At 36.6% G+C, this 12,769-nt stretch carries 11 protein-coding genes and 1 tRNA gene; 10 read left to right on the top strand and 2 right to left on the bottom strand.

Annotation, left to right across the window (positions count from 1 at the left end):
• Positions 1–8: 8 nt before the first annotated feature.
• Positions 9–1,274, top strand: coding sequence for a thymidine phosphorylase (locus BLW93_RS05835; protein ID WP_076713160.1), 1,266 nt, complete (start codon positions 9–11; stop codon positions 1,272–1,274).
• A gap of 374 nt (positions 1,275–1,648) precedes the next feature.
• Here BLW93_RS05835 and BLW93_RS05830 read toward each other — a convergent pair.
• Positions 1,649–1,726 (bottom strand) — tRNA-Glu (locus BLW93_RS05830).
• A 60-nt stretch (positions 1,727–1,786) separates the two neighbouring features.
• On the bottom strand, positions 1,787–3,505 hold the full coding sequence (locus tag BLW93_RS05825) for a proline--tRNA ligase (protein WP_076713159.1): 1,719 nt from the start codon (positions 3,503–3,505) through the stop codon (positions 1,787–1,789).
• A gap of 77 nt (positions 3,506–3,582) precedes the next feature.
• Between BLW93_RS05825 and BLW93_RS05820 the strand changes: the two genes are divergently transcribed.
• The 9 genes from BLW93_RS05820 to BLW93_RS05780 all read left to right on the top strand — a co-directional run.
• Complete coding sequence (locus BLW93_RS05820; protein ID WP_076713158.1) at positions 3,583–4,638, top strand: glycosyltransferase family 4 protein; 1,056 nt, start codon at positions 3,583–3,585, stop codon at positions 4,636–4,638.
• Complete coding sequence (dnaA, locus tag BLW93_RS05815) at positions 4,635–5,990, top strand: chromosomal replication initiator protein DnaA (RefSeq protein WP_076713157.1); 1,356 nt, start codon at positions 4,635–4,637, stop codon at positions 5,988–5,990. The genes BLW93_RS05820 and dnaA overlap by 4 nt, the downstream gene beginning before the upstream one ends.
• Positions 5,991–6,252: 262 nt before the next feature.
• Complete coding sequence (gene dnaN, locus BLW93_RS05810) at positions 6,253–7,350, top strand: DNA polymerase III subunit beta (RefSeq protein ID WP_076713156.1); 1,098 nt, start codon at positions 6,253–6,255, stop codon at positions 7,348–7,350.
• Entirely contained in the window at positions 7,323–7,871 is a 549-nt protein-coding gene (gene pgsA, locus BLW93_RS05805) for a CDP-diacylglycerol--glycerol-3-phosphate 3-phosphatidyltransferase (RefSeq protein WP_078058172.1), read from the top strand. The genes dnaN and pgsA overlap by 28 nt, the downstream gene beginning before the upstream one ends.
• Positions 7,864–8,472 (top strand): glycerol-3-phosphate 1-O-acyltransferase PlsY, encoded by a 609-nt coding sequence (plsY, locus tag BLW93_RS05800; RefSeq protein ID WP_216818666.1) that lies wholly within the window; start codon positions 7,864–7,866, stop codon positions 8,470–8,472. The genes pgsA and plsY overlap by 8 nt, the downstream gene beginning before the upstream one ends.
• Complete coding sequence (locus BLW93_RS05795; protein ID WP_076713154.1) at positions 8,450–9,334, top strand: polyprenyl synthetase family protein; 885 nt, start codon at positions 8,450–8,452, stop codon at positions 9,332–9,334. Before plsY ends, BLW93_RS05795 begins: the two co-directional genes overlap by 23 nt.
• A gap of 46 nt (positions 9,335–9,380) precedes the next feature.
• The gene (gene dxs / locus BLW93_RS05790) at positions 9,381–11,246 is read left to right on the top strand and encodes a 1-deoxy-D-xylulose-5-phosphate synthase (RefSeq protein WP_076713153.1); all 1,866 of its coding nucleotides are present in this window, start codon (positions 9,381–9,383) and stop codon (positions 11,244–11,246) included.
• Between the two features lie 25 nt (positions 11,247–11,271).
• A complete protein-coding gene (locus BLW93_RS05785; protein ID WP_076713152.1) occupies positions 11,272–12,426 on the top strand; it encodes a M99 family carboxypeptidase catalytic domain-containing protein in 1,155 nt (384 codons plus the stop codon).
• A partial coding sequence (locus BLW93_RS05780; protein ID WP_173790638.1) for a transposase occupies positions 12,392–12,769 on the top strand: 378 nt, incomplete at its 3' end. The genes BLW93_RS05785 and BLW93_RS05780, both read left to right, overlap by 35 nt.

Below are 12,769 nucleotides of genomic sequence, written 5' to 3'. Positions count from 1 at the left end.
TAAGAAAAATGATATTTAAAGAGATAATCAAAAAGAAAAGAGACGGAGAAACATTAACAGAAGATGAAATAAGAGAAGCTGTTATTCGCTACACAAAAGGAGATATTCCAGATTATCAGATGGCGGCCCTTTTAATGGCAACCTTTTTCAGAGGAATGACCAATGAAGAAACTCTATACCTAACTGATTCAATGCTGAAAAGCGGAGAGACTATTAACATAAACTGTAATGGAACAATCGTCGATAAACACAGCACCGGAGGAATAGGAGACAAAGTATCTCTTATAATAGCTCCTGTTTTAGCAGAAATGGGATTCAAAGCAGTTCTTCTATCGGGACGTGCATTAGGATTTACTGGAGGAACGGCAGACAAGTTAGAAAGCACCGGCATGAAAGTAACACTCTCAAAAGAAGAGATAGAGAAAGTCACGGAAAAGTTTGGATTTTCAATCTCATGCCAGACAGACGAAATAGCACCAGCTGACAGAAAAATCTACGCTCTGAGAGATGCCACTTCAACAGTTGAAAGTATTCCTTTAATAGTTTCAAGCATTTTAAGCAAAAAACTGGCTGTAAATACAGAAGCCATAGTCTTTGATGTAAAAGTAGGCAGCGGTGCATTTATGAAAACAATGGAAATGGCTCAAGCACTTGCTAAAGGCCTCGTGAATGTCTCCAGACTTTACGGAAAAAAAGCCGGAGCTCTTATAACAGACATGAACCAACCACTGGGAAGAACAGCAGGAAACGCAATAGAAGTAATAGAATCACTGAACGCTATATCAGGAGACATATCTGGAGATCTGCTGGAAGTGGTAACATCACTTGTCGGCGTTCTATACGAAATAACCGATTCTGGAAATTTCAAAGAGGGAAAAGAAAAAGCAGAAGAAATCATACTTTCTGGAAAGGCTACAAATAGATTTACTGAATGGATAGAGTACCTGGGAGGCACAACAGAACCTGAAATATCTAAAAAAAGGTTACTTGTAAAATCCCCAGAAGAGGGTTACATAACTGCTATTGATGGGGAAAAACTTGGATTTTTAATAATAGAAATGGGAGGAGGGAGAAAGAAAGCAGGAGAAAAGATAGACCATTCAGTCGGCCTTAGATTTTTTAAAAAGATAGGTGACTACGTTAAAAAAGGAGAACCTATAGGAGAAATAATATATAACAACGGAGACGCAAAATCATTTGAAACGTCCTTTCTAAAAGCCTTTACTTTCGGAAAAGAAAAAGTGAACGTTAATATAATAAAAAATCGAATATAACCAGAATAACTCCATAGCCCCATTCACACAAAAACATACTTTAATCAAATCGATAAAAGATAAAAGGCACATAGCAATAGATGGTATTTTAATTTATTAATTGTATAAAAGACTATCTTAACCACTAAGCTGTGGTTAGGTTAAACTAAAAAGCTTACGATAATACTAATTTTGATAGTTAATAATAAGATTTATATATAGTATTGTCATTTAAGAGACAAAAGCTTAAAATTAATTATGGTAAGAACGAACAATAAAAAAGGCCGGCACCTTCAGATGCCGGCTTTCTCCATAAAGGGGAGGGAGGGGGAAAAGGGGGGTATGATGAAGACTAAACTTCCGCTCCCCTTACAATCAAAAATCAAAAGAAGAATTGGCGTCCCCAGGGGGATTCGAACCCCCGTCGCCGGCGTGAAAGGCCGGTGTCCTAGGCCGGGCTAGACGATGGGGACAGCGCATGAGGAAATATAAGAAAAGGGGGGGTGGGTGTCAACCCCCAGAAGTGAAATTTTTTACAAATTTTTAACTTCCTCGTTTAACAAATTTATAACTAATTGAGCAGCTTGCGTTAAAGGAATCTCAATCTTCTTGCCAGTTCTTCTAATCTTAACCTCAACAACCCCATCAAACACTTTTTTTCCAACAACGATCTGATATGGAATACCTATCAAATCCGCATCTTTAAATTTAAAACCAGCTCTTTCATCTCTATCATCAATAAGAGTATCAATACCTTTATCTATAAGCCCCTTATAAATATTTTCCGCCACTTCCATCTGTTTATTATCTTTAACGTTAACCGGAATTACTTCTACCTCAAAAGGTGCTATTGCAACAGGCCATATAATACCCCACTTATCATAGTTTTGTTCCACAGCAGCTGCCATAACCCTCGTAACACCTATTCCATAACATCCCATAACCATAGGCCTCTCTTTACCGCTCTCATCTACAAAAACACAGTTCATAGCCTCGCTATATCTAGTTCCAAGTTTAAAAATGTGTCCTACTTCAATACCTCTCTTCTCAATAAGAGGCGCACCACAACGGGGGCATCTATCTCCACCCTTTACTTCAGCAACATCGTAAAACTGTTCAACGGAAAAATCTCTGCCCCAGTTGATATTTTTAAGGTGATAATCCTTTCTGCCACTTCCAGTATAGAAATTAACCATCTCAGCAACAGAAACATCAACAATTAAAGGAACTCCTATGTTTACGGGTGACAGAAAACCAGGTTCCTGGCCTGTAAACTTTTTTACTTCTTCATCAGTAGCAAACCTAAAATCCTTAACTTTTAAAAGCCTTGAAAGTTTAAGTTCATTAATTTCTCTATCGCCTCTCAAAAGAATCGCATATGGCTTATTATCCGCAACAATAACAATCAGCTTTGCAAGTGAAGAAGCACCAACACCTAAAAAGCCGGCTACATCATCAATTGATTTAACATTCGGCGTATAAACTTCTTCAATCTCTTTATACAAAGATTCTCTTCCCTGCGGAATGGCCGGCTCGGCCTGCTCTGCCTTTTCGGTGCTTGCAGCATAGCCGCACTTTTCACAATAGACAAGTTTCCCCTCACCGGTATCCGCAATAACCATAAATTCGTGAGAAAACTTTCCGCCTATTTCACCGGTGTCTGCCTCAACAGCTCTGAAGTTTAACCCCATCCTTTTAAAAATTCTGGAATATGTCTCATACATATTCCAGTATTCTCTTTCTGCATCCTCAACATTAACGTGGAAAGAGTACGCATCTTTCATAATAAATTCTCTACACCTCATAAGTCCGAAGCGGGGGCGAATCTCATCTCTGAATTTCTTACCTATTTGATAAAGATTAATGGGAAGTTGTTTATAAGACCTTATCTCCTTTCTGACAAGATCTGTTATCATCTCCTCAGCTGTAGGACCCAGAGCATAATCCCTCTCATGTCTATCCTTAAACTTAATCATCTCCTTACCGTAAACATCCCATCTACCACTTTCAATCCAGAGCTCCGAAGGATGCATTATAGGTAAGGAAACTTCCTGTGCACCTGCACGATTCATCTCTTCCCTTATGATCTTTTCAATCTTTAAAAGTGTTCTCACCCCTAAAGGCAAAATATCATAAAGGCCTGCAGCCTTCTTTCTAATAAAACCAGCTCTGACAAGAAGCTTATGACTTGGTATTTCCGCATCAGCAGGTGACTCTTTCAACGTTGGGGCAAAAAGTCTTGAGAAACGCATAACAACCTCCAGAGGTTTAATGGAAAAGGTTCTGAGATGATATTATACCTGTTAACAAAATTTTAAAAGGAACCGAAATGAAGGTTATCCATGTTGACACTGAAAAAGGATGGAGAGGCGGAGAACAGCAGCTCTTTTACCTTGTAAAAGGTCTTGCAAAAAAGAACGTCAAACAATCAGTCGCATGTATTAAAGGTGATGAGCTCTGGAAAAGATGTAAAAAAGAAGGAATAGAAACAGTAAATTTAACAGGAAATCAAATTAAAGATATCTTTATACTTGGAAAAGTCGGAAAAAAAGCAGATATTATTCATGCACACAATGCAAAAGGACACAGTATATCCGTAGCATCAAAACCAATACATAAAAAAAAAGTTTTATATACAAGGCGGGTAGATTATCCGCCTAAAAACGACTTTTTAACAAAACTAAAATACAGTAACACCGATATTGTAATATCTATAACAGAAACAGTTAAAAAAATATTAGAAAAGGAAGGAATAAAATCAAAAGTTATATATAGCAGTGTAGAAAAGAATATCATAGACAAGGTAGATAAGAATAAAGTAACACAAATACGAAATTCTTTAAAAAAAAATATAATTATAGGTAATATAGGGGCATTAACAGAACAAAAAAATCAATTTTTATTTATAGATATGGCGAAATTAATTTCCAACAAAATAGAAAACACTATTTTTCCAATTATAGGAAGTGGAAAACTTCTTTACAAACTTAAGAAGTATGCCATCGAAAGAAAAATTTCAGACAAAATAAAATTTTTTGGCTTTAAAGATGATATTTTTAACTACATAAAAGCACTGGACATTTTTGTTCTAACATCTAACAATGAAGGCCTTGGAAGCACTATACTTCAAGCTATGATGTTAGAAATCCCCGTAGTCGCTACAGACGCAGGAGGCGTAAGGGAAGTAGTCATTAACGAAAAAACAGGGCTTTTAGTTCCTAAAAACGATCCAGAGGCGCTTTGCAAAGCTGTTTTAAGAATTATAGAAGATGAAAAATTGAAAAAAAACCTTATAATTAACGCCCGCAAATTTGTTAATGAGAAATTCACAGTTGATAAAATGGTAGATGCATATTTTCAGCTCTACGGGGAGGTAATAAAGTGAAGGCCATATGGGACAAGTGTTTAAAGGATCTCAAAAAATCCATAAAAAGCCACGAGTATAAAGCCTGGATAAAGGACCTGGAATTTGTCTCCATAACCGGCAACAAACTGGTAATAAAGGCCAAAGACCATATTACAAAAGAGCTGATAGAGAAAAGATACCTCCCCGCCATAAAAGACGTTGTTGCCAAAAACTTCAGTAAACCCCTTGATATATCAATAGTCTTAAAAAGAACAACCGGGCACGTTCTTGAATTAGATTTGAGAACTAAAAAGAAAGAAGCAGAAAATAAGATAGAATCAAATCTCAACCCTAAATATACGTTTGAAAACTTTATAGTAGGTGCAAGTAACCAGTTTGCCCATGCAGCCGCAATAGCAGTAGCAGAAAATCCAGGAAAGGCCTACAACCCACTCTTCATATACGGGGGTGTGGGACTTGGGAAAACCCACCTAATGCAGGCAATAGGGAATTTCATAAAAACGATGTATCCATCAAAAACAGTTGTCTATGTAACAACCGAAAGTTTTATGAACGATCTTATAGATTCTCTAAGAAACGACAGAATGACTGAATTCAGAGAAAAATACAGAACAGTTGATGTGCTCTTAATTGACGATATACAGTTTATAAGCGGAAAAGACAGAACACAAATTGAGTTTTTCCACACGTTTAATGCCCTTCACGGCTCCGGAAAACAGGTAGTTCTTACAAGTGACAGACCACCAAGAGAGATCCCAATGTTAACGGAAAGACTCAGAAGCCGTTTTGAATGGGGTCTCATTGCAGATATTCAACCTCCTGATTTTGAAACAAGAATTGCAATACTGAGAAGAAAAGCAGAAGATGAAGGAATAGAGGTTTCTGATTCTGTTCTTAAGCTTATAGCAAGCAGGATAAAGTCAAACATAAGACAACTTGAAGGAGCACTTCTAAAACTAAAAGCGAAAGCACAGCTTGAGGGTAAACCTCTCGATGAAGAACTTGTTAAAAATGCTCTTAAAATAGAGCCTGGGATATCCCATCCGTCATCAAGCGAATCGGATCATCTTCCCGTTGATGAAATCAAGAAAGTAGTTTCTCAGACAATGGGAGTAACCATTGAAGAGCTCAACGGAAGTTCAAGAAAAAAACATATAGCACTGGCAAGACAGGTAGCTATGTATTTGTGCAAAAAGTTCGGTAACTATTCATTCCCGAAGATTGCGTCAGCTTTTAACAGAACCGATCATACAACCGCGATGCATGCTTTTAACAGGATAAAAGAGTTAAGAGAGAAAAATAGCGAACTAAACCAGCTCATCACGGAAATTGAGAACACTCTGGCACGCTTGATAGATACATCGGTATAAGTTATCCACATCTATTGTGGATAACTCTTGTGGATAACTGCTGTGGAAAACTTTGAACCTGTGGATAAAACACAAAACATTCCACTTATCCACAAGTTTAGTTGAAATCTGTGGATAACTTATAACTTATCCACAGCAGTTATCCACATAATTATTCACACATCTTCGAAAGATTTTTATACAATATAAAGGATTAAGCTACACCTGCATAAATTATGTGCAGTATATGATGATTATGAATTAGAAAGGAGGAGCTTTAAAAATGAAAATTAAAATAAATAAGGAAGTATTGAAAGAGGCTGTGAAAAAAGTTGCGTCAGCTGCCGACAGAAAAGGTAACATTCCGATTCTTTCAAATATTTTGCTTGCCGCCAGCGACAACACGCTTTCCCTTTATGCAACGGATCTTGATATAGGTATAGCAACAATCGTTAATTGCGAAGTAATGGAAGAGGGTAATACAACGGTTAATGCTCAGAAACTGATGAAACTTGTTTCAAGTCTTTCCGTAGAAGAAGTTGAATGTGAGCTTGAAGGAAACATGTTCACAGTTAGAACTATGGGATCAAGATTTTCACTGGCAACATTACCGCCTGATGAATTTCCTCAAATAAAGATAAAGGGTGAAAATGAGGTTTCTATACCTTCTGAAGAGATCGATAAAGCTATCAGAAAGGTTGCTTATGCGGCAAGCAGGGATGAAGTAAGGTATAACCTTATGGGAGTCTATTTAAATTCCAATGGTGAAAGAATAGATGCGGTTGCTACTGACGGTCATAGATTGGCTCTTTATACTATGGATGCTTCTGTTTCTGAATTTGGAGTTATTATTCCAAGAAGAACACTTGGTGAACTTAAAAGGTTACTGAAGGGCACCGGTGAGGTTAAGATTTCAACCGAAGGCAATCAAATATTTTTCGAAATAGATGATACCTACCTTTTTAGTTCAGTTATAGAAGGAGAGTATCCAGATTACATGGCTGTTATTCCAGAAGACAATCCTTTGAAAGCGGTTGTTAACAAAGATGAGATGCTTACCGCTCTTAAAGAAGTGTCTGTAATATATGAAAGGGACGATACACAGCCGGTTATTATGATTTTCAATCCTGACAGGGTAAAACTTGTAGCAAGGCGTTTTGATTCTATAGATGCAGGTGAAGAGGCGGAGGTTGAGATTCCCTGTGAATACAACGGTGAAGAGTTTGAGATAGTCTTTAACGTTAAACATATGGTGGAAGCCGTTGGAAGTTTTGACAGTGATTCAATTACCATTGCTATGGATGGTCCTATGACTCAGGTTTTACTTGAGAGTTCTGAAGAGCCGCAGTTAAAATGCGTAATAATGCCTATGAAGATTTAAAGATGAGCAGTATTCCGAACACGCTTACCTTTTTAAGAATGCTGTTTATTCCATTTATTGTTCTCTTTATAGTTGAAGGGATGTATATGGTCTCTTTCGTTCTTTTTGTTCTGTCCTCTTTAACGGACTTTCTTGACGGATATCTTGCAAGACGGATGAAAAGTGTTACCAATTTCGGAAAACTTCTTGATCCTGTTGCCGATAAAATATTAACATCCTCTGTTCTTATCGCCCTTACTTATAAACATTTATGTGATCCTTTTTCTGTTACGGCAATAGTCGCAAGAGAGGAAGCAGTTACAGGATTAAGAGCAATTGCTGCATCTAAAGGAAAAGTGCTTCCCGCAGGAAATACCGGAAAATTAAAAACTGTGTTTATCATGTTTTCTATTCTTCTTCTGTTGTCCGGTTTTAAACGCTACGGAGAAATATTCCTGATTATTTCGGCTTTTATCGCTGTTTATTCAGGAGCGATCTACTTTTATAACTTTTTCAGAGTAAGTGGAGAGGAAAATGGATAGTGCTATGTTAAAGGTTTTAATAGTGGTTCTTTCTTTTCTTTCGGGTTCCATTCCTTTTGGTTACATAATAGGAAAATTAAAAGGTGTTGACGTTAGAAAGCACGGCAGCGGAAATATAGGTGCTACTAATGTTTCTAGAGTTTTGGGAAAGAAAATTGGTCTTCTTGTTTTAATTCTTGATGCTCTGAAAGGTGCTATTTCTGTTTTGATTGTTAAAGCTGTCGGCTTACCTCTTCATTACCAGCTGATGGCAGCTCTATTTGCAGTTTTAGGTCATTGTTTTTCTCCGTTTTTAAGATTTAAAGGCGGAAAAGGTGTTGCAACGGGAATAGGCGCTTTTACTGTTATATCACCTATTAATGCTCTTCTTGCAGTCGGAATTTTTATATTTATTTTTGCTGTTACACGGTATGTTTCTCTGAGTTCTATAACTGCTGTTGCTACTTATGTGATTGCCTTTAAATACCTTGTTTCTCCGTGTCCTGACCATTTCTTTTTTGTTGCTGTTGCAGGTTTTGTAATAATAATAAAACATTATGCCAACATTATAAGACTTATTAAAGGTGAGGAAAAGAAGTATGGATCTGAAAAGGTATCTTGAAGAAAAGAAAGCTTTTATAGATAAAGTTTTAGTGGATTATCTTCCTGAAGAGCCGCCTTTTGGCAGAAGACTTTATGATGCGGTTAAATATTCTCTTACCGTTGGTGGCAAAAGGTTAAGGCCGATACTATGTCTTGCCGGTTGTGAGGTTGTAGGTGGGGAACAAAAAGATGCACTTCCTGTTGCCGTTGCTCTTGAAATGATACATACCTATTCCCTTGTTCATGATGATTTACCGGCCATGGATAACGATACCCTAAGGCGCGGACATCCAACAACCTGGAAAAATTTTAATGAAGCCACGGCCATTTTAGCTGGTGATGCACTTTTAAACAGGGCTTTTGAGGTTTTGTCTGAATGTTCTCTTGATTCCGATTTAAAAGTGAAGGTTATTTCTGAAATTGGAAGAGCTGCTGGAATGTTAGGGATGGTTCTTGGACAGCAGTGTGACATGGAAGCAGAAGGTAGAAAAGATGTTTCACTTAAAGAGCTTGAGTTTATACACAGACACAAAACAGGAGCTTTAATAACTGCTTCTGTTGTATCTGGTGGTATTGTTGGCAGAGGTAGTAAAGAGGAGATAGAAGCCCTGAGAAATTACGGACAGCTAATAGGTTATGCTTTTCAGATAATAGATGATGTTCTTGATGTTGTTGGTGATGAGTCAAAAATTGGAAAAAATGTCGGTTCTGACATTAAAAAAGGAAAGATTACGTTTGTAACATTTTACGGTATTGAAGGAGCCAAAAAGAAAGCTGAAGAAGCAGTTACCAGAGCGGTTAAATCTCTTGAGATTTTTGAAGAGGAAAAAAGAGAACCTCTGGAGCGAATAGCCTGCTTTATTGTGGAGAGGGAGTATTGATTTCTTATAATAATATGGTTGTACTGTTTAAAGGGGAGGTAGTTTATTGATTTTAGATAAAATTCATGGTCCTGATGATATAAAAAAACTTTCCATAGATGAGCTGAAACAGTTATCAGAAGAGCTTAGAAAATACATAATAGATGTTGTTACAAAAACCGGCGGTCATCTTGCATCTTCTCTCGGTGTGGTAGAGCTGACGATTGCCCTTTTAAAAGTTTTTTCTCCGCCTGAAGATGAAATAGTCTGGGATGTAGGGCATCAGGCATATTCCTATAAAATTCTTACCGATAGAAAAGACAGGTTTCCGACATTAAGGCAGTATAAAGGTATTTCAGGTTTTCCTTCAATAAAAGAGAGTCCGTATGATGCTTTTGGAGCTGGCCACAGCAGTATTTCCATATCGTCAGCTCTTGGAATAAAGGTTGCAAAGAGATTAAAAGGTGAGAAGGGAAAAGTTATTGCCGTAATTGGAGATGGTGCTCTGACAGCCGGTGAAGCTTATGAGGGACTTAATAACGCTGGTCAGCTGAAAGAGGATTTGATTGTTATTCTTAACGATAACAGGATGTCTATTTCCCCTAACATCGGTGCCATGGCCAATTACCTTATCAGGGTTACTACTGATGAGTGGCTCAGAAAAACGAAGGGACATTTTGAGAAGGTTGTGAAAAAGATATTTGGAGAACATATATACAAGCGAATGAAGCGTTTTGAAGACTTAATAGTTAAAGGATTATTTCCTCCAGGTATGCTTTTTGAAGAGCTCGGTTTTAGGTATATAGGTCCTGTTGACGGACATAATCTTGAAACCTTAATTCCTGTTATTGAAAATGTTTCAAAGATGAAAGGGCCTACTCTCGTTCACGTTTTAACAAAGAAAGGAAAGGGTTACAAACCTGCAGAAGAAAGGCCCGATAAGTTTCATGGTGTTCCAAAAAAGAAGATTTCCGTTTCTGTTGAAAAGCCCGTTCCGAAATGGACTTCCGTCTTTTCTGATGCATTGATAGAACTTGCTGAAAAGGATGAGAGGATAGTTGCGATAACAGCTGCCATGCCTTCGGGGACAGGGCTTGATAAGTTTCAAAAAAAGTTTCCTGGTAGATATTTTGATGTTGGTATTGCGGAGCAGCACGCCGTTACATTCGGTGCTGGTCTTGCTAAAAAAGGGTTAAGACCTGTTGTTGCTATTTATTCAACATTTTTACAGAGGGCTTACGATCAAATTATTCACGATGTTGCCCTTCAGGAACTTCCTGTTATCTTTGCGATTGATAGGGGTGGTATTGTAGGAGAAGACGGTGCAACCCACCACGGTGTATTTGATCTTTCATACCTTCGAATAGTGCCAAACATTATTGTTTCTGCACCGAAAGATGAGAATGAACTGAGAAACCTTCTATATACAGCTCTTAAGTCTAACATTCCTTTTGCTATAAGATATCCCCGGGGAGCTGCAACAGGTGTTGAGATAGAGAAGGAGTTTAAAGAGATTCTGATAGGTAGCTGGGAAGTTTTGAAAGAAGGTAAGGATATTGCAGTTATCGCTTCTGGATGGGAAGTTTCTCAGGCACTTGAAGCTGCAAAAGAACTTGAGAAGAGAGGTTTAAGCGTTACTGTTGTTAATGCAAGATTTATAAAGCCTATTGATGAAGTTCTTCTAACCGATATAGCAAAGAGACATAAATTTATCGTAACCATTGAAGAGAACACCGTTAAAGGAGGACTTGGAGGTGCCGTTGATGAGTTTTTAAGTAGCTGGTATGATGGAAAAGTTTATAACATTGGAATTCCTGATATGTTTATAGAGCACGGCGATCAGATGCTTTTAAGAAGAAAACTTGGATTAACAGGAAAAGAAATAGCTGATAAAATTTTGAATATAAATTCTTCATTTTTAAAGTTATTTTAATTAGAGCTAGAAGGGCTAAGTAAAAATGTCAAAGAAGATTTATATTTTGCTTATTTTTTGCTTTCCACTTCTTATTTCAGCTACAATAAACCTTCCATACTATATACCTAAAAGTTATGAAATTAGAAAAACAGATAGTCCAAGAGCTTTTATAGTTGCAGGTATTCACGGTGATGAAATAGGTGGATATTTAAGTGCAGTCTATCTTTATAAGAAACTAAAATTATCCAAAGGAGATATTAAATTTATTCCTTTTCTTAATATAAAAAGTATTGTAAGGACTTATAGATATTTGGAAGGTGTTGGAGATGTAAATGAAAAGTTTGTTTTTTCTAATAAAAATGAACTTTCTATTCCAGAAGACGTTTTTAACAAAATAAATTTTGTTAAAAAAGAGTTAATCAATTTTAAGCCAGATTTTGTTCTTTCTTTTCACTCTGGTTGGGGATTTTCTTACAATGACAGAAGAAGATGGGGAAATAGTATAACTATTGATGAAAAAAAACATGGGCAAATTGACCTTTACACTGTTGCTTTTAAAGTTTTATCTGAAATAAATAGAAATAATCGTTATAAGCGAGTTAAGTATTCAATAAAAATACTGAATACTTTTAGTAATAATGTAGTGAGAGATATGAACGATTTTAGTACTTGGGTTTTAAAAAATAATATTCCTGTGTTTACTATAGAGAGTTCAAAAAATTCAGTTTTATGGCGTCAGATTTATAATATCTCATTTGCTACATTAGAGTTTTTGAAAATTTATGGTTTTAAGGTTTCTAATGTTGATGAAATTTTAGATCCCATGAATATACGGAAATTTTTGAAGTCAATTAGGAGAAATAATTTAAAATTTAAAATATATATAAATGGAGTATCTAAAGAATATAAGTGTGGATACAAACAAAAACTTAATATTTTTGTTAATAAAAATGCAAATATTGTAGTTCCCGATATAGAACTAAATGATGTTGGATATTTCTTAGTTCCTTATTCGGAGATAAATTATAAGCATAGTTATAATTTTTATAGGAAAATTATGTTTAAGATTAAGTTCTTGGTAGTGTACGATATTTTGTGTAAGCTTGAGAAATGGGATAACCTCCTGGGGAACACCCCACAAATACCAACCCCAGGAGGCAAAAATGGAACTACAGAAGATTTTACCAGACCTAGTTAAGGAAGTGGTAAAGCAAACCTTAGAGTCAATCATGACGGCTGAAAGAGAAGTGTTTCTTAAAGAACATGGAGGAACAAAGAACGGCTTTTACGTTAGAAACTTAGATACTGTTATCGGTAAGCTTGAAAATCTGAGAATTCCAAGAGATAGAGAGGGAAAATTCAGAACAAAGTTGATAGAACCTTATAGAAGAAGAGATATCAATCTTGAAGACTTAATACTTGGGATGTTTGCCTCTGGTATGAGTGCAAGAGCAGTAGCCCAGGCTCTTGAAAGCGTGTTTGAACTTAAATACTCACCCTCAACCATAAGCAAAATATCGCAGGTAACCTTAGAGGAAATA

This window comes from Desulfurobacterium indicum, assembly GCF_001968985.1.
Classification (GTDB): domain Bacteria; phylum Aquificota; class Aquificia; order Desulfurobacteriales; family Desulfurobacteriaceae; genus Desulfurobacterium_A; species Desulfurobacterium_A indicum.
Note: the sequence above shows the minus strand (reverse complement) of the source record. Positions and strands in the feature narration are given on the sequence as shown.

Coding starts and splice junctions, on each gene's coding strand:
- BLW93_RS05835 (WP_076713160.1), top strand. CDS start 9: ATGATATTTAAAGAGATAATCAAAAAGAAAAGAGACGGAGAAACATTA.
- BLW93_RS05825 (WP_076713159.1), bottom strand. CDS start 3,505: ATGCGTTTCTCAAGACTTTTTGCCCCAACGTTGAAAGAGTCACCTGCT.
- BLW93_RS05820 (WP_076713158.1), top strand. CDS start 3,583: ATGAAGGTTATCCATGTTGACACTGAAAAAGGATGGAGAGGCGGAGAA.
- dnaN (WP_076713156.1), top strand. CDS start 6,253: ATGAAAATTAAAATAAATAAGGAAGTATTGAAAGAGGCTGTGAAAAAA.
- pgsA (WP_078058172.1), top strand. CDS start 7,323: ATGCGTAATAATGCCTATGAAGATTTAAAGATGAGCAGTATTCCGAAC.
- plsY (WP_216818666.1), top strand. CDS start 7,864: ATGGATAGTGCTATGTTAAAGGTTTTAATAGTGGTTCTTTCTTTTCTT.
- BLW93_RS05795 (WP_076713154.1), top strand. CDS start 8,450: ATGGATCTGAAAAGGTATCTTGAAGAAAAGAAAGCTTTTATAGATAAA.
- BLW93_RS05785 (WP_076713152.1), top strand. CDS start 11,272: ATGTCAAAGAAGATTTATATTTTGCTTATTTTTTGCTTTCCACTTCTT.